Origin of the sequence: Flaviramulus aquimarinus (assembly GCF_039543205.1) — a bacterium.
In the GTDB taxonomy this organism is placed as follows: Bacteria; Bacteroidota; Bacteroidia; order Flavobacteriales; family Flavobacteriaceae; genus Flaviramulus_B; species Flaviramulus_B aquimarinus.
In genome coordinates, this window is record NZ_BAABJH010000001.1 from 275776 (window position 1) to 294410 (window position 18635).

At 30.2% G+C, this 18635-nt stretch carries 17 protein-coding genes; all 17 read right to left on the reverse strand.

The features are described 5' to 3' along the window. Positions 1-32: 32 nt before the first annotated feature. The gene (locus tag ABD941_RS01250) at positions 33-983 is read right to left on the reverse strand and encodes a hypothetical protein (protein WP_345272121.1); all 951 of its coding nucleotides are present in this window, start codon (positions 981-983) and stop codon (positions 33-35) included. Then, the gene (locus tag ABD941_RS01255; protein WP_345272122.1) at positions 983-1975 is read right to left on the reverse strand and encodes a glycosyltransferase family 2 protein; all 993 of its coding nucleotides are present in this window, start codon (positions 1973-1975) and stop codon (positions 983-985) included. The genes ABD941_RS01250 and ABD941_RS01255 overlap by 1 nt, the downstream gene beginning before the upstream one ends. Continuing rightward, positions 1972-3507 carry a glycosyltransferase family 2 protein gene (locus ABD941_RS01260; protein ID WP_345272123.1) on the reverse strand — a complete coding sequence of 512 codons (1536 nt, stop codon included), beginning with the start codon at positions 3505-3507 and terminating at the stop codon, positions 1972-1974. The genes ABD941_RS01255 and ABD941_RS01260 overlap by 4 nt, the downstream gene beginning before the upstream one ends. Further along, the gene (locus tag ABD941_RS01265) at positions 3504-4652 is read right to left on the reverse strand and encodes a glycosyltransferase family 4 protein (RefSeq protein ID WP_345272125.1); all 1149 of its coding nucleotides are present in this window, start codon (positions 4650-4652) and stop codon (positions 3504-3506) included. Before ABD941_RS01265 ends, ABD941_RS01260 begins: the two co-directional genes overlap by 4 nt. A gap of 472 nt (positions 4653-5124) precedes the next feature. Beyond that, positions 5125-5763: a class I SAM-dependent methyltransferase gene (locus tag ABD941_RS01270; RefSeq protein ID WP_345272126.1), complete on the reverse strand. Its 639-nt coding sequence runs from the start codon at positions 5761-5763 to the stop codon at positions 5125-5127. Then, entirely contained in the window at positions 5750-6706 is a 957-nt protein-coding gene (locus ABD941_RS01275; RefSeq protein ID WP_345272127.1) for a glycosyltransferase family 2 protein, read from the reverse strand. The genes ABD941_RS01270 and ABD941_RS01275 overlap by 14 nt, the downstream gene beginning before the upstream one ends. A gap of 7 nt (positions 6707-6713) precedes the next feature. Further along, on the reverse strand, positions 6714-7859 hold the full coding sequence (locus ABD941_RS01280; RefSeq protein ID WP_345272129.1) for a hypothetical protein: 1146 nt from the start codon (positions 7857-7859) through the stop codon (positions 6714-6716). Continuing rightward, positions 7856-9265, reverse strand: coding sequence for a UDP-glycosyltransferase (locus tag ABD941_RS01285; RefSeq protein WP_345272130.1), 1410 nt, complete (start codon positions 9263-9265; stop codon positions 7856-7858). The genes ABD941_RS01280 and ABD941_RS01285 overlap by 4 nt, the downstream gene beginning before the upstream one ends. Positions 9266-9272: 7 nt before the next feature. Next, a complete protein-coding gene (locus tag ABD941_RS01290; RefSeq protein WP_345272131.1) occupies positions 9273-10091 on the reverse strand; it encodes a polysaccharide pyruvyl transferase family protein in 819 nt (272 codons plus the stop codon). Positions 10092-10093: 2 nt separating this feature from the next. After that, positions 10094-10969 carry an N-acetylneuraminate synthase family protein gene (locus tag ABD941_RS01295; RefSeq protein WP_345272133.1) on the reverse strand — a complete coding sequence of 292 codons (876 nt, stop codon included), beginning with the start codon at positions 10967-10969 and terminating at the stop codon, positions 10094-10096. Positions 10970-10984: 15 nt separating this feature from the next. Next, on the reverse strand, positions 10985-12139 hold the full coding sequence (locus tag ABD941_RS01300) for a cytidylyltransferase domain-containing protein (RefSeq protein ID WP_345272134.1): 1155 nt from the start codon (positions 12137-12139) through the stop codon (positions 10985-10987). Between the two features lie 83 nt (positions 12140-12222). Next, positions 12223-13686, reverse strand: coding sequence for a glycosyltransferase family protein (locus tag ABD941_RS01305; protein WP_345272135.1), 1464 nt, complete (start codon positions 13684-13686; stop codon positions 12223-12225). Positions 13687-13703: 17 nt separating this feature from the next. Then, entirely contained in the window at positions 13704-14849 is a 1146-nt protein-coding gene (locus tag ABD941_RS01310) for a glycosyltransferase family 4 protein (protein ID WP_345272136.1), read from the reverse strand. After that, positions 14849-15922, reverse strand: a complete 1074-nt coding sequence (locus tag ABD941_RS01315; RefSeq protein WP_345272138.1) for a glycosyltransferase family 2 protein — start codon at positions 15920-15922, stop codon at positions 14849-14851. The genes ABD941_RS01310 and ABD941_RS01315 overlap by 1 nt, the downstream gene beginning before the upstream one ends. 31 nt (positions 15923-15953) lie before the next feature. Beyond that, on the reverse strand, positions 15954-16982 hold the full coding sequence (locus tag ABD941_RS01320; RefSeq protein ID WP_345272139.1) for an acyltransferase family protein: 1029 nt from the start codon (positions 16980-16982) through the stop codon (positions 15954-15956). A gap of 17 nt (positions 16983-16999) precedes the next feature. Next, on the reverse strand, positions 17000-17779 hold the full coding sequence (locus ABD941_RS01325; protein ID WP_345272140.1) for a glycosyltransferase family 2 protein: 780 nt from the start codon (positions 17777-17779) through the stop codon (positions 17000-17002). Beyond that, a complete protein-coding gene (locus ABD941_RS01330) occupies positions 17779-18633 on the reverse strand; it encodes a glycosyltransferase family 2 protein (protein WP_345272142.1) in 855 nt (284 codons plus the stop codon). The genes ABD941_RS01325 and ABD941_RS01330 overlap by 1 nt, the downstream gene beginning before the upstream one ends. Positions 18634-18635: the final 2 nt, after the last annotated feature.

Genomic DNA, 18635 nt, shown 5'->3' on the forward strand with positions numbered 1-18635 from the left:
TATTGTTTTATATATTTCAATATAAATTAAACCTATTCAAACAAGACCTTTACAATATATTTTGCTTGTGCGCTTGGTGTACAGTACTTTGTAAAATAAGCCTTCCCGTTTTTTGCTATGTTTTTATGATATTCTGGGTTATTTAAAATGTTATTAAATACCTCTGGAAACTGACTGGTTTGCTCAATACAATAAATATCCTCTTCATGCTTTAAAGGAACTGGAAGTTCTATTTTAAAGGGAAAAGATAATACAAATAAACTTTGGTTAAGGTATTCTGCCAATCGCCAACTAACCGCACCCCAAACGGCTGCATTATTCAAAACAACTTTAGACTTTTTACTTAATCTTGAAAAGACTTTTGGTGGATATTTAACTTGATTTAATTCGGCTTGAAAATTAAAATTATCGCCATCGGATCGCGGTACAAAACCGCCTTCGAAATCTAAACGGTTATCCGATTTACAGTATCGAATAAATTTTGCTCGAATGTTATTGGTTTCGGGTTCATTTTTCCAAATACTGGAAGAGAAAAAAACGAAATTATCTTTCTCTGTTTTTAAATTAAACGCTTTATATGATGGCCGTCTTAATAAAATATAAGCTTCTCTAAGTAATGTTTTAAATTTTAAATACTTGATTAACCCAAAATTAAACAGGATTAAGTATAAAGGCAATATATTGATTGGATAATGGGGAAATAATGATTTTACCTTTTTTTGGTGATATAATTTATTATCCAAAAGCTTATTAGTTACAAAAAAAGCATCTACTTGATCGTAAAGGTTTTGATCAAAATATACAGGGTCATCATTATTTATAACACCGATTTTATTTTTTACTCTAAAAATTAATATGGGTTTGTTATTGTATTTAAGAAAGGCTTTATCCATTTTAAATTTAACATTATACACCTTATTAAATCCATATAAATAATAGGAGGCATAGAAATTTGGTATATTTAATATAAAAATGGTTTCCATTAATTAATTTTTGGTTTGCTAAATATAAGAGAAAGCCAGCCAATAACACGCCCAAAGCTTTCATTTAACACGTCCTTTTTTTGAGTACTGTTAATGACATTACTAAATCGAATAATTGTTAATAAAAAAGCTGTAGCATGCCATTTAAGTCTAGCTTTTAATTTGGGTTTAGGGTATTTTACATGCCAAACATACCAGCCATTTCTAATCACCATTTTTCCGTATTCATAGGTATTAGGGCGTCCTGAATTATCATGATGGTGGTGTAATTGTGCTGATGTATTCACATATAACTTACCGGTTTTAGCAAGTCGCAAACTAAAATCGGCATCTTCATAAAGCCCGTAGCCTTCAAAAAAAGTAGAAAAGGATAAAGAGTCAAATACTTCTTTTTTATAGCTTGAAACGCCACCCATAATTTGTTCTACTTGATAAGTTTTACCAGAAGGCGGTAAAAAACCTATAGACCGACCATGTGCAAAAGTGGGAAGAAAACCTGGAGGTGTATCTGGAAGAAGACCAAATTTGCCTCTTAATTTAAAACGTGAAGGTTCATTACGCATCCACTCATCAAAATAAAACTTGCCCTTGCTTTTAACTTGCAGGGCTTTTTCCCAAACAACTTCGTTTATAATATAACCGCCTACCGCCAATGCCTCAGGGTAAATGGTATATGTTTCTATGAGGTTTTTAAAATAGTTTGGTGTTAAAACAATATCATCATCTAAAAAACAGATAATCTTAGATGTATTTGAAACTAAATTTATACCAAAATTACGCTGCTTTGTTAAACCTTTATCGGCATCACCTACTTTATAATAACTTAAATTTTTAAAGGTATTTTGTTCTAATAGTTGTTTTGTTTTATCGTTTTTGGAACCATCAATAATAAGTATTTCATCAGGATACAAGGTTTGCTGATTTACTGAAAGTAGAAGTTTCAATAGTGGTCCCTCCCTCATATAGGTGCATATAACTAAAGAAAAAATCATACTTTAATATTGTTTTTTAATGTATTTGCCCAAACCTCACTCGATTTCCATTGTTTTTTATAATTTCTAAAATATTTAAATGGGTTTTTAATGTCTTGACTTTTATAAAACTGTAAAAACAAATTTGTTCTATAACCTAACAATTGTTCTTTTGTTGTGTTTTTAATTCTGTAATACATTACTGTGGGCGATGGTTTTGGTTGAATGGTATCAGCATCCCAAGGGTGTAAAAATTTTGTTCTAAACCCGCCTATTGGTGCTTTTAAATGTAATATATTAATATCCGGTGTATAGATTACATCTGCGCCTAAATTTCTTAATTGCATGCCAAAATCTGAATCTTCTCCATAACCAAATTCCAATGCCATATTAAACGCAATCTTTTTTAAGTATTTAGAAGATACAACGCTACTGCCTCCTCCAAAAGTACTCCATTGTAATGGTGACTTATGCATTTCTTTTTCTTTTTTCTGTAAATAACTCATAGTTATGACATCAAAATTATAGCATTGCATTTTATTAATTATGTTTTCTAGCAAATGGCACCCAAACTCATTATCATCATCTGCTAGGTAAACGTAATTAGCCGTTACTTTTTGCAACGCTAGGTTTCGAGCATTACATGCTCCTGTTTGATGAATAAAGTTATGGGTAATTTTAAAAGGCCATGTTTTATTTTCTATAAAATCTAACTCCGATTTGGATGATTTATCATCATTTTGCTCAACTATAATGACTTGTTTTGGCAGTATGGTTTGATTTGATAAATCTAATAGTACATTATATAGATAGTTTTTTCGCCCTAATGTTGGAATAATAACATCGATTGTTAGGTCTTGTTCTTTTTTATTCTTTTGTAACGGTATTAAATCAAATTCTAATGATGGGGTCTTTTTTCTAATAAAAAGGGTTCTTAAAAAAGAAGTAAATGGAAATTTACGTTCATTAATCATCATATTAATTAGTAATAAATAACTCCAAACCCATTTATAATGGTGTTTAACAAACTTAAAGAGTTCAAAATTTGTGGCTCTTCTTTCTTGACTCACATTAATATTGTTTAATAACCTTGGTTCGGAATAACAAAACAACCCTTTTGGCATACCAATTTTGGCAATAGAATTCAATGAAAAATCAAATGTGTTTCTAATTGATATTAATCCTTTAAACTTTAATAATTGTGATGCATGTATGGCTCCAACATTACTGCTCATAAGCCATGTTGGATATTTTACTTTTTTATTTACTTTTAAAAATGGAGATTCTTCTACATAGCCTATCTGTTCGGGGATATATTGACTTGTACAATAAGACATCATCATATTTTTAAGCTGAAACGCTTGCTTAATCCCTTCTATATTTAAATTTGATTTTTGTGATTTATGACACCAAATTAATATGCGGCTTGTATTAGTATTTGCTATGTTGTATAACGCTTCTAACGGATTTTGTATGGTGTTTTTAATTACCTGATTTAATTCTAAATCAACTAATTCTAAAACCTTTTCATTATGATGTACTAATAAAATCATTCTTTTAAAATTGATTTATAATAATCAATATTAATCTCAGCATTTTTATCGATATCAAAAAGCGTTTCCACTTTCTGCCTTGCTGCTTCACCTATTTGTAAACATAGTTTTTCATCATTTAAAAGCTTTAGTATTTTTTCAAAATAGCCATCAATATTTGTTGGATGTACCAAATAGCCATTAACACCATTATCAATCAATTCTTGAGCCCAACCTATAGACGTATTTACTACTGATTTTTGCATGGCCATAGACTCGATAGTTACCATACCTAGGGTTTCTGCAAAAGACGGATAGACACATACATGAGCGTTTTTAATATGTTTTTTCACTTCGTTATACGGGATTTTTCCTAAATAACGGACATGTTCTTTTGCTTCGTCAGAAAAAATGTTTTGCATTAATTGATAGGTTGAACGGCCTTTTGTTATTATATCTGGAGAATCGTTACCTATTAGGATTAATTGTGCTTTTGGGTTTTCTTTTATGACTTTATTGAAAATTTCTGCTAGTTCTAAAACCCCTTTTTTTCTGATGATTGTACCAATATAGAGTATTGTGTTTTTATTGTAGATTTTGGGCGTTTTGTTTTCAAAATTTTCTAATTGCAAACCGTAATGTATGGTTTTAATTTTTTGCTTATCTAATTGAAAAATCTTTTGGGTTTCTAATCCTGCATAAGTCGTTGGTGCTACATAGGCCTTTGCTTTTTTTAAGGCTAATTTTTCGAATATGAAATTTTTGAATTTCTGCTTTCTATCTTCTAATTTACAGAAATAAGCATCGCTGCCATGAAACCTAATGATTAAAGGTATTTTAAAGTTCATAAACGCTGTAACGCCCGTCCAATCTGCGGCTTCTAAAAGGTTAATCTTTTTATCGTTTACCACTTTATTCACATACTTTTGAATATGTTTTCTGTAGAAATACCAAGTTGCTAATTTGAATTGTTTTGACTGGATTAAATGAATTTCTATATCGCCATCGCATAGAACTTCTGATTTATCTTGATGATATACAAACACCGTAACATCAACGCCTTTTTTAACCAAAGCCATGGCTAAGTTTTTTATGCTCGTTGCAATTCCTGCAGCATGCTTTACTCTAGGGTGGGGATATTCTGATGTGATAAAACCTATGTGCATAGAAAATTATTTTTTTATAACTATTAATTGTTTGCTACTAAAACATGTTATTAATCTTTATAAACAAAAAAAGTGTACATAATTAATCGTAATGGCATCAATATGACTATAGTTATTGCTGTTGAAACGATATAGTTGATTTCCAAATATAAGCCTAAGTTATATAACATATTGGCACAGATATAAAAGAAAAGAATGGAGCAACAATACTTAATCAATTTATAATTATCATGCCTTTTTGAAAACAAAAATTTTAACTGAACGCCATATAATAAAATGTAAGCAATAGCATAGACAACAATAAATGATATTTTTTTGTTAAAACTAAAAATATCTACTAATACATATAGGCTTATAAATACATAAATATAGCTCAACAGGCTAATAAGAATATATTTTGAAACTAGTTTTTTACTTATTTGAGACAATAATTCTTTAATAACATTCATTGTCGACATAATTTTTTAATGAACTAAATAACTTTTGGATGTTTTTTAGCTAATACGATTGTCCATGGAATTGGTGATTCTACTGCTATTACGTTGCCAAATTTTTCTTCTATTAATTTGACCAATGTTCTTTTTGACCAATGGTTTAAATGCCCTGGTGTATTGCCAAAATCGCGCACATATTTAAATCTGCATAAATTTAAAAATCGCCACAATGGTTCATTAGGCACACCTAAAATCAGGTATTCTTTAGAAATTCTTTTTATTTCTGTTAATGCTATTTCTGGATAATCCAGATGCTCTAATACTTCTAAAAGAAAAACCAAATCAACACTATTATCGTTATATTCTAGTTCATAAACACTTTCTTGGAAAATTTTTAAGTCAGGATTATTGCTTTTTGCTTTATAAACAAGATTCGGAACAAATTCCGACCCACTTATATTTGGAATTATTGTCTTAAGCCTTGATGTACTTAGACCTTCTCCTATACCTATTTCATGTGCCGAATTAGCATTTTTTACCTTTGTGAGTAATTTTTCTACAGATTTAAAATAATTATCAACCAGATATTTAGCTATAAACCCTTCATCTTCATACTTTCCAGTAAAATTTTCTTCCTCTGGTGTTGCCTTTAGTTTATTATAATCAATCTTCTTCAAAATATTTCTTTTTAGTTAGAAATAATATTTTTTCTTGATTTTCCCTTATTCTATTTAACATGTCTGCCAAAAAAGCTAAAACACTAATTAGGAGAGACATTCCAAAAAGAGCCAGTGCAATAAAGCCTAAGCTTTTATAAGGTGTTACCATACCTGTATTAAACCAGTTAACAAAAACAAAACCTGCCATGAGTAAAGCTAACATAAAAACAATAAAGGCTATGGTTAAAAAAAAGGGTAAAGGCCTATAGTCTTTAAAGGATTTAAAAATAATTTTAGATGTCTGAAATCCATACACAAACAGGTTATTGGCCACTCTTGAAACTCTACCTTCAAAATATTTAACTGTTACTGGTATTTGAGAAACTCTGTATCCTTTATGCAATAAATCCAATATGGTTTCATGTGTGTATGTAAAACTACCTTGGAGATTAAGGTTTAAAAGACAATTTCTTGAGTAGGCTCTAAATCCACATGATGCATCAAAGATTTTGACTTTACTGATAAAACTTATAATGCGACTCATTTGTTTGTTACCTATAAATTTAATTTTAGGCATTTTATGAGGTTTGGTATCCCAAAATCTATTTCCAATTGAAAAATCAGCCTTTTTTTCTAAAATTGGGCTTATCATGGTTTCTATTTGTGAAATATCAAATTGTCCATCTGCATCAATACTAACCATAACATCGGCTTTAGTTTTAAGCGCATAATCAACTGCGGATTGGAAAGCTGTACCTACGCCTCTATTTTGCAAATGGGTAATTACGGTAGCTCCTGCTTTTTTGGCTTCTTCTTCTGTTTTATCATCACTACCATCGTTAACAACCAATAATTCTATCGAAGTAAAGCCGTCTATAATGCTTGGTATTGAATTTAAAACACCTTTTATGGTTTCTTCTTCATTTAGGGCAGGCATATAAACCAGTAATTTCTTAATCATCTTCAAACTATTTTAAATTATTAAGCACTAAAATATCTAGCCTAATTTCATTGATAACACATATTAGAGCTATACTTATCGATAAATAAATAAACCATTTTGTTTTTAAATTTAATTTTTTCCATAAAAAATAATACCCTAGATAAAAACCTGGAAGTAAAATAAGCCAATATCTACTAAAGCCTGTTCCTGCAAATAAAAAGCCTAGCATGATAAGTATTATTGATAAAAATAGTTTTTTAAGCGCCAAGTTTTTACGCTTTAATATATATCCAAAAACAAAGGCTAGTATAAGTATAACACTTATGGCGTAGTTTCTTATTCCTGTTATGGGAACAAAAAGCGAAATAAAGGCTGGAATGCCATTTATTTTATCTACTTCATAATGTTTTTCTAGTCCTAAACCACATTTTATATTGTATAATATTGGGTTTTCTATTTCAAATCTCTTGAAATAACTTATTCCTGAAAGGTTTTCTTTTTCAACATTTAAAATGTATTTGCCCCAAATTAATATTGGGATTAAACCTATGATAGAATATTTTATTATTTCTATTCTATATTTTTTAAAGTTGGTCTTTAAATATTCGTAGTACGTAACTAAAACAACTATTCCTAAAACAGCATAAACATATCTTGTAAATACTAAGAGAATGGAGAATAGTAATAACTTAATTAGGTTACTAGGTTTTGGAAGTTCAGTGGCATAAAAGATAAATCCCCAAAAGCAGAAAAAGGCTAATGCTTCTGGATATAATGTAGAAAACCAAGCGACGGATGTTGTATTTGCAGCTGTTAATGCTAAAATTACCCAAACAATATTTTCTTTAAGGTTTTGTTTTACTAAAAAATTGAACAGATAACGAAAACCCAAAATTACTAAGGTTATATTAAATAATTTATTGAGTATTAATCCTAAAAGTGGAAAGGAAGACCACTTAAACAAGGCAAAAATAAACGGTATAGCCGGCGCAATTGTTGATGGATTATTTTTTAAATAATATTGCCCTCTTAATATATTTTCTGAAATATTAGCATAGGTTAACTCATCGGCAACTAAAGGTATTATTAATGAACGTAGCAAAGACAAAGCGCTTATAAGGATTATACCTTTGCATATTAAAACACTAATATTTATCTGTTTTTCGTTCATGTCATTGAATTAACATTTAACAGCTTCGTTATAGTCTTCCAGATGGTTTCTGAGGCTTGTGTTGGTGTTTTTCCAACTACAATTTCATACCAGGCTTTACATGTTTCTACATTTGATAGTTTGCCATCTAAAATTTGTTTAACTAAACTTTCTAAATCGTTTTTATCTTTACAAAACACGGCTGCATCCATACTTGGCATGCTCCTAAAATGTACATACTTATAATTTTGTCCTATATCTCGAATGCCTTTTTTTAGTTGTGGTTGCTCATAATTATAGTAAATACACGGTTTGTTATGGGCTACAAAATCAAAAACGGTAGATGAACATACATTGGTTACAAACGCACTATGCTCGCAAACATTATAAAGCATTCTAAAATCTTCTGGTGTAGGCAAGACCTGATTCCATTGTTCTCCTACTTGACTCCATATGGGGTCTAAAACTTCAATAATATCTTTATTGGCTTCAATAACCTTGTTGTATCTTGGAGTAAAATCTACTGGGCATTTTCTATAAATAATCCCTAAATTTTCGCCTTTGCTATTTAAATTTCTAACGGCTTTTGCTAAATCTTCCAAATAGTATTGATCTAACGGCGATGTGGTTTCATCATCTCCTGAAAAACAGATGTATTTTTTATTAACGTCTAAATTGTAATCCTTAAAAAAATCTGCTCTGGTTTGTAATAAAGACTGATCATAGTGTGGTTCAAACTGCGGTGTTCCTGTTACAAACACTTGGTTTTCATTCACAAATGGATAATATTGTAAAACTTGTTGTTTCATTAAATCACTCCACACAAAATAATAATCGGTTTCTACCACTTGCATAGCTTTGGGAACATTATCCCATGAATATACAAAAGCTACAGTTGGAATTCCTAAATCTTTGGCTGCTAAAAGCGGACTAATGGATTGGGTGGCTCGTTGTGTTGTGCAAAATACCAAATCTGGCTTGTGTGCTTCTAATTGTGCTTTACAATAGCTGTATTTTGAAGTAGACCGCTCTAGTTTATTAATCTTTTTCCTAAGTTTTACAATGCCTTTTTCTGAAGAATACAAACCTATTAACCATCTTGTAAACAAACTTTTAAATATGTTTTTTAAACCTTTATAATTGAATGGAAATTTATAAGTTGGGTACACATCATCTTTAAATTTATCTCTCGACACATTTAATTCTGCCCGTTTTCTAGCTCTTGAATATATTGGCAATAATGAATGACTAGAGTGGTCTTCTATAGTAACTTCATTAAACCCTAGATTATCTTTTAATGAAAAAATAGTATTGTTCCAATATGTAATATCAAAGCCCATTTTTTCGCCAATGTTCTTAAAATCCGTAAAGGCAAAGTTTCTTAGGCCTACACCATCTGGAAAAAAAACGAATATGTTTTGTTTCATTTTCAAACTAATATTTAAATGGGCATACTTCCATTAGACCTATACATAATTGATCTATGACACCTTGTTTAGGAAGACTTATTTGGGTAAAAAGGTTATCTAATTCAGTCATATTCATCTTTCCACCTGCTTTTTCTGACTTATAATTTGGTATTTCAACCGATTCAAAATAATCCTGATATTTTATATCGTCACCAAAAACATCATCTGAAAATTTTTGCCATACGGCAGGTATCCCATAGGCATGTGATACGATAATACCATGTAATGATGATGATACAATTTTTTCGCATTTTAAAAACTGATTGGTAGTTTCTTCAATGCTATTGGTCATTAAATCTATGAGTAAAATAGAAGTTTCATTCTCATAAAAGCCTTTCACTTTTTTAAAATCATTATAGTGTGGTACGATACCTATCTTATATTTTTTTTGTATTTCTGGGTTATAATATTTTGGCAATAGCATTGCTGGATCACCATATACTTTAGGGACATCATACCCCAAATTCGTTAAAAAAATTCTGGTTTGCGGACCTCTAACAGCCAAAAAATCAGCTTTTTTAATAGTATATTTTTTTGATATTATACCACTTCCCCAAACCACACATTTTTCATTAACATGTGTTAGAATACTTCCTACGGTAACGTAAATAGGACTGAAAAAATTAGAGAGTGAAAATCTTCCTGGTTTGGTCCAAGTTACTTTTTTATGGGAGATTTTCTCAACTAAATATTTACCCAGTAAATCGCCATAGTTTTCTTTAACCTTTCCTTGAAGCTTGATTTCATTCCACCAAAACAATCTAATTTTATTAGATGAGAACATTTTTATACTTTTTGGTTTTTCAACTTATCGCGTTGTATTTGTTCTATCGGTAATATGTCTTGTTTCTTATATTGTAAAGCTTTATAAACAGCATTTACATCTCTTGATAATTTGCGCAAGCCCATAGGTTCTAACGATGCGGCATGGTCTGTCCCTTTCCATGTACGATCAATTGTATAATGCCTTTCTATAATATTACTGCCTAACGTATACGCCGCAACATCGACTGCTATTCCTAAATGATGGCCAGAAAAGCCAATATGTTTAACATCGTTCTTGTATTTTTCTATCAACAAATTAATATCTAATAGACATACATCTTCAAAAGGAACGGGATATCCTGATGTACAATTATAAAGCACTAAATCTTTATTCCTTTTTTTTCTTTTAAAAAGACTTACCAAATTATCAATTTCCGCCTTAGTAGTCATTCCAGTTGAGATATGCAATTCGCCATGATAATTATCACATAACCACTCTAACATCTCAATATTATTATTGCATGCGGATGGAATTTTAACAAATTCTGGGTTTAAAGATGTTATTTCTTTTGCTGAAGTTAAATCCCAAACTGATGTTGAATAGGTAATGCCAATTTCCTCACAATACGTTTTTAATACTTTATGTTGATTGACATCAAACTCTAAATATTCACGGTGTGCACCATAGGTATCGCCATAAGAGTTTACTGGATTAGGGTGCGGTTTATTGTATTGTTCTTCTGTTAATAGTTCTTTATTATTTCTTTTTTGAAACTTTACTGCATCTACATTACAAAATATTTTTGCAACTTTAATGAGTTCTTTAGCAATCTCTAAATCGCCTTTATGATTACAGCCAATTTCGGCTATTATATAAGGTTTTTTATATGTATTCATTAGGTTTTGGGAGGATTAAAATCTTTTATTATAATTCATTATAAATTGACATGCTTCACGAATAGCACCTGCTCCTGAATTTTTAGAAAGTACCACATCGGCATTTTGTTTTACAACATCTGTTGCGTTATTTGGAGCTAAAGACCATCCCACACTGCAAATATTTGTTAAGTCGTTAACATCATCGCCAACATAAGCAACATGACTTAAAGACATATTTTTATCCTTCACAATCTTGTTAAGCAATGTGTATTTATCTTTTACACCCAGAAACACCTGTTCAATTTTTAATTTTTGCATTCGTTTTGCAACCAATTGTGAGTCTTCAGAAGTCATAATCATTACTTCAATATTAAACTGTCTTAAAATTTCAAGCCCCATACCATCTCGCATATCAAAATTTTTGGTATGCTCACCATCTTGAGTATAAGTTATTGTGCCATTGGTAAAAACACCATCAACATCTAAAACTAAGTGTGTTATTTTTTCTGATTTCTTTTCTCTTTTTTGACGTTCTATAAGTAGATTTTCAACGGCTATCCAATCTGATTCTGTATCTATTTCTAGTAAAGAATCTTCAGCCATTTTAACTACAGCAATCTTATTACCAAGTCGGTTTTTATGTTTTTGTAATGCTGCTTTAGTGATGGTATAAATAGCACCGTTTTCAATTAAAAGGCCTTCAAAATCCTGACGCCTAGGCCGTTGCTTAGGATTATAATTTAAAGGTTTTCCATTCTTATCCCATAAAAATCGGTGTGTATTTACAACGCTTAATGCTGAATCATAATCACCGTTCAGCTCTTTCAAACATGTATTTATATCTCCTCTTTTAGTAAAAGGAGATGTAGCTTGCAGTAAACAAAACACATCAAAATCATAGTTTATAGTTTCGCAAAACTCCAACATAGCAAACTCTGTTGAAGCTGTATCGCTGGCACTTTTTTCGCTTCTTAATAAAGCTTTAACTTTATTAGTCCAATGATATTCTTTATTTATAAATTCAATAATAGTTTTATCGTCTGTATAAACATAAATAGTTTCAAGGTCAGAAAAAATAGCTTCTCCTAAAACCCATGTAAACAATGGTCTTCCAACCATTTTAAGTTTGTTTTTATTAGGAATGCCTTTGGAACCTTTTCTTAGTGGAATGAATCCTATTTTTTTCATTATTATTGAATAATTGTGCGATTGCTAAAATACAGTTTTTACTATTGAAATAATAGAAAAGTGCTAATTACATAAAATGAAAACTAATTTAATGGATGAAATATTTCTGAATAATTAGTTTTTAAATCTTCGCCTTTTGAATTATTTATTATTTTTTCTGCTTGTTCTTGAAAATTTTTATCATTTTGACCCAAATAGTGTACCAACTTATGACCTATATATTGGCCAAACATTTCTTTTCCTACCTCATTTATAATTAATGTAGGAATCCCTAATTGGTAGGCTTCAATCAAGCATCCTGAATAATTGGTTATATGCAAAATACTGGAAAGTAAGGCTTCGGGCAATGGCGTATTAAAGGCGTCTTGGATAATGGTTTTGTTTTCGATTTCATGATGTTTTAAAAACTCATGTAACGCATCAATATTTAAATTATTTCTAGGGTGCAATCGTAATACCCATGTGTAATCTAATGTTTTTATTAAGGTTATTATTTTTGGTGTTAACAAATCTTGAATGGCAAATGGGTGTGTTTGTAAACTGTAAAAAATATGCTGACGATTAATTTTTTTTGTTTGTATTTCATTAATCCAATAAGCTAAATAGGGTTGCCCAACAACTTTGGATTTTATCTGAGCGATTTTATCTGACCAAGAATCAATATTTTCTTTTGAGGCCTTGTCCCAATTCCAGAATTCTTTTGGCATGGTGTTGAACCCATTTTCCGGTACTTTACTCCAACTTGAAAAGGCAAGATGTACATTGGTTTGTGGACCGTGTTGAAAATCTATGGTTTTTATATGGAGCTTATTAGCGGTTACTAAGGCCGAATAAATGTCATCTAAGCCATAGTATCCCAAAAACACTACTTTTAAGGGCTTTATTTTTTTATAAAATTTTTCATAAAACTTATTGGTCGTTTTTATTCTTTGTGTCCATGCAACAAGCTCTGTTTCCGAAACCCCTGTTGCAGCAAGGTTTATGGCCTTTAATTCTTTATAAAAAGCATCGTAATTATTTAAACTGATCCTGTTTTTTTCTTTACTAAACCATTTTGTGAATTTGCTTAGTAATTTAAAATGTTTCAAATGTTTACTTAATTGTATAACTGCTTTTTTATTATAGGTCGTGTCATATGTTTTTTGATATTCTACCATGTAAACAAAGTCCTGTAGCTTATGATAAGCTACCATGGAATCATAAAACCTATTAAAATATTCGCCATTTTGAAAAACCCTATGCATATGTGATCCAAAAAAAACAATTTGTTTTTGTTTTAATTTTGAAAAGAAAATTGCTAAACTGAAATAGGCCTTAAACACTCGGAATATATTATTGAGGAATGCTATTACTTTAATTTGATTTTTTAAGTTTTTGTTATTGAGTTTGTTAGCTAATGGCTTCTTATTCATTAAAACCAACATGTGTATATAGAGCTTAATGCGTATGTAAGGCCAAACATGAATACTATTAACAGTCCATGTATCTACAGGGTATTTTTGTTCTAGATCAAGAATGCTTTTTTTTATGTTTTGCTGGGTAAACATCTGAGGTATGGTTTGCTTTATAAAATGTTATTATAGGCTTTTAGCACTTGCTTTTTAATGACTGATTCTTCAAACTTTGGCTTTACTTTTTCTTGGTTTATTTTAAATGCATTTTCTAATAATTCTGAATTATTCAACGCATTTTGAACACATGATTGTATGTGTTCTATATTTTTGCAATTTTCAATTAACAAACCATTTTTGTTATGTGTAATAACTTCTGCACTTGCGCCACCTGGATTAGATTGTATTGGAAAAGCACCCTGTGCTATAGCTTCCAACAAAGTATTTGGCATGCCATCAGAATTACTATTACCTATATAAATTAAGGCACTTCCCATGAGTTTCAAAATGTCATTATGTGGTAAAAACAACCTTCTGGACAGGCTTTCTATATGTAACTGCTTGTGTATATTTTGAGTTTTAATATACGATTCAACTTCATTATCTGCTCCAAAAACAATAATTTTATAGGGTTTAAGATTTGATTCTAATTTCATAAGGGCTTTTAAAACCTCTATAGCACGTCCTGAACGGCCTTGATACCCTTTAACCAGGATTGTTTTTCGCTCTAAAACGGGTTTAATAAATGTATTGGTTTGTTTATAATTAAAACCACCACCACCTGGAAAAACGCCTAATAATATGCCCTTAAAACCATATTTTTTAGCTAATGCGACATCTCTTTGGCAATCGGTAAATAAGTAGTCAACTCTTGGCAAGACCTTTCTTATATCAATTAAATATTTGGCTTTATTTTTAAAATAATACAAATCGCTTCCCCATGATGAATAAATCCATCTTATAGTTTTATGTTTCTCCATTACGGGCAAAATAGGCGTACAAGAAATGTATAGTACAAAACTATGGACTACATCGGGGTTTATTTCTAATAGTACTTTTTCAAATTCTTTCTCAACATGTCTTTCAAGGAATGGTTTTAATAGTTTGTATAAAAATGGTAATCGTCTTTTAATAAAATAGCGCCCTTTTACATTGGGGTATTTTAGTTTCCATCCATTTATTTTATTAACCCAAGGTAGTCTTTCTGTTTGTTCTCCATCTAAAATATCAAACCAATAGACATCATGTCCAGAACTTTCAAGTTGTTCCGCCCATCTAAAAAAGTGTAATGAAGGCATGGAGACCAATAATATCTTCATTACTTAAAATATATTATGAGGTTAATACTACCTGCTTTTCTATTAAAACTATAAGTATAAGGGTTGTTCCTATAGTTTTTAATTATTTCTTCTAACAAAAGGTTGTTTACGGTTTCTAGTTTTAAATACTTAAAATGTTTCTTTTTCAAGTACTTTTTTACATTTTGAAATAGTTTATCCTTAGAATTTACTTGACTGATTTGAATTTTTACAACTTGTTTATTGAAGTTTTTTAATTGTGCTAACAATGCCGAGAAATGAAAATCTATAGGCTGAACATTAATTTCTGAATCTGGTTTCTGTAAAAGCTTTATGTAATCGTCTTTAAAAGGAAGTATGCCCCAATTTGTATTGGTATTAGCCAAAACCGATTTATTATTTATGGTTAGCTCCATGTAATTGTGATTTACGCGTTCTAAATTTGAATGAAATGGACTCGTGCTATTTTTACTTCTATAGGCTTTGGGGTGCCATTGGTGTTTTACTAATATATCCTGGTCATAAAAATTTACAGCCAAACCAGAGGTCTTTAAACGCCTATGAATATCGGTATCTTCTGCGCCCCAACCATGATAAAATTCGTCATAACCATTTACTTTTTTAAGGCTATTGGTTGGAAATAATGTGGTTCCCGTAATGGCTTCTCCTCCAACAAAATCGATTTCATAATCGGTAAAGTTTTTATCTTTCAAAGATTCTTCTTTTGACAAAAAACTATATTTAAAATAGACAATGTTTTCCGAGGCTAGCGCATTGGCCGTTTTAACAAAATCTGGATGGAAAATTAAATCGATATCGCCTACCAAAAAATAGGGTGTTTGACATTGTTTTAAAGCAATATTAATCGCTCTGCTTTTATTCCAAAGTTGCCCTTGAACTGGACATGAAATGAATTCAATAAAAGAATACTTTTTGGCGAGAATTTCTATAGCCTCAGCATACTCAACTAGACTTCCATAATCAACCAAAATGACCTTAAAATCGTTTAAAGTTTGAACTTTTAACGAATCTAAGCACTTTTTTACAATGCTCAAGTCTCTATCTCGGTATGTTAATGTTATGGTTATTCTCAAAAACGTATTTTTTAATGTTTTGTAGGGCTGATTATTTAAAAATTGAAATGTTTTTATACTTCAAAGCTCTTTTTTCTACTAAATGCCATGATAAATATCCAAATGCAATGGATATGATTAAAGACCAAAACATGAGTTCATAGACATTTAATTTATAAAAATATACCAGTGCTTGTTGTATAGGAAAGCTATAAATATAAATCCCATAAGACATATCTCCTATTTTACCAAAAGTACTAAAAAAAGGTAGCTGTGTAAAACCTATAATTAATATAATAATAGGTAATAAAAAATGTTTTGAAACACTATAAAAGTCATATTTTATTGAAATAATAACTAATAAAATCGCTAAGGGTAGCATCCATTTTTGAATGTGTTTTTCAAATTTAAAAGCAGCCAATAAGCTACCGCAAACAAAAAAAGTTCCTAAGTCCAATATTTCATACCCTATCATACCAAAAACAGAAGATCCAGCAAATCTGCTTAGAAAAAAATCATAAAGCACGATGAAGCATATAAAACACATAAGGATTAAAGCTTTTTTTACTATTTCATTTTCTTTAAAAAAGTACAACAAAGACAGGGCGATATAGAGTGAAAATTCATAACGTATGGTCCATAAGGACCCATTTATTGAATGGTAAGGGTTATCATCAAAAACACCTTTTATAACGGCTTGAAAGTTATATAAAGACAGATTGTTAGGTAAATATGAATAGACTTGAGGGTTTTCTAAAATAGGGGTTACGCCTCGATATACAGCTGGCAATAACAAGGTTGATATTACTAAAACTATAAATAACGCCGGGAAAAGCCTTAAAAAGCGTTTTTTATAATAGCTTAATAATGTATTACTGCGTTGTAAACTCTGAAAGATAAAAAACCCACTAATAATAAAAAAACCGTCTAAACCAAATCTGGCCAATACAATTTGTCCGTCTGTAATTTTATAAATCCATTGTGATGATTCATGATCTCCTGATAAGGGATATGCATGCGATATGACAACAAAAATGGCAAATAAAAATCTTAAAAAGTCAAAATTGTTGTTTTTTGTCATTTATAGATGGTGCAATATTAAAACTTATCTGGTTTATTAAACATAAATCTAACACTATGTATATACTTTAATACGGCATACCAAAAATCGATAAAAAACCCTTTAATCAATCTTATTATCGACATTACAAAACCTTTGGATGCTTTAAAAAAACTAACATCTTTATGCCAAAGCTGATAATTACCAACTAAATCATTTTTAAATCTGAAATACAATTGCTTTTTACTTCTTTTTATTTGATAACAAAAAATAGATTCTACAAAATCAATTTCATAGCCGCTTTTTAAAACACGAACCGTCCACTCTTTGTCTTCAAAAGTTGCAACGTCTTCTTTAAAAGGAAATTTCTCCCAAACTTGCTTACTAAAAGCTGATCCTGAAAAAATTAAACCTGATTTATTTGGATCTTCCTTCGCATTAATCTTATTAATAAAATTTGTATAATCATTTGGATTATGCAAACATCGCACACCTGCTAAATTAGGGTTATGATTAAACTTAAGCTTAATCAGTTTAAAAAAATCATGGCTTACTGGATAAGAATGTGCACTAAACATAACTATAATTGGAAACTTAGTTTGCTTTACTGCAAAATTAGCACTGCCGCCATAGCTAAAGTTTTTTATGGTAATAAATTTTGCTCCATACTGATTCGAAACGGCCTCACTTTTATCGGTCGATAAATTATCTATGACTATAATTTCTCCAATATCATTTATATAGCGCTCTGTTAAATTTTTAAGCAGAAAAGCGAGTGCTTGATCTTGGTTTTTATTTCTAATGACTACCGATATCATTATTCCTGTTTTAATAATAGGTTTCTTATCGCTCTAAAAGGTTTGGTCATTAATTTACCCAATTTATATTCAAATGAATTTTTTATTTTCATAGTTTCAGTCCTATGGGTTTTAATATCGTATAACAATACTTTAATAAAATTATCAAAATCTTCAACATATAATTCTTTATGTTTTGTAAAAATATATGTTTTTGAATTTTCAAAATGATGTTTTATAGCATCTGTTTGTCTTGATATTTTTGCCTTTCTGTAAAAAAATAAAAATGAATCCATAACTTTATAATTCCATCCTCTTTTAGTAACGGCTATCCAGAATTCCCAGTCTTCAAAACCTTCTTTCATAGCTTCATCATAACCTCCTACCTCTTGCCAGCATTCTTTTCTGTATAAGGATGTTACTATTAATTGGTTTACATATAATAGATTTTTCCAATTCGTGCCCTTGGGCTTTAATTCATAAGTGGCTTTATTTATATCGTCACTAAAAAACTTAGTGTAGCAAGATATAATTCCTAATGATTTATTGTTCTGTAATTCTGGAAGTAATTTATTTAAGTAATTTTTAGAAATATAATCATCTGCATCTAATGGCAGGATAAAATTTCCTTTACTAATTTTTATAGCTTCATTTCTAGCTGTGGATGGACCGCCATTGGCTTTGGACAAATATTTAAACCTTTCATCAAGTTTACACCAACGGAGCGAAACAGCTTCTGTATTATCTGTACTACCATCATTCACGATAATACATTCCCAATTGGTATAAGTTTGGTCCATTACAGATTGCAAAGTCTCTTCTAAAAACTTTGCTTGGTTGTAGCACGGAACGATTATGGAAACTAGCTCATCCATCT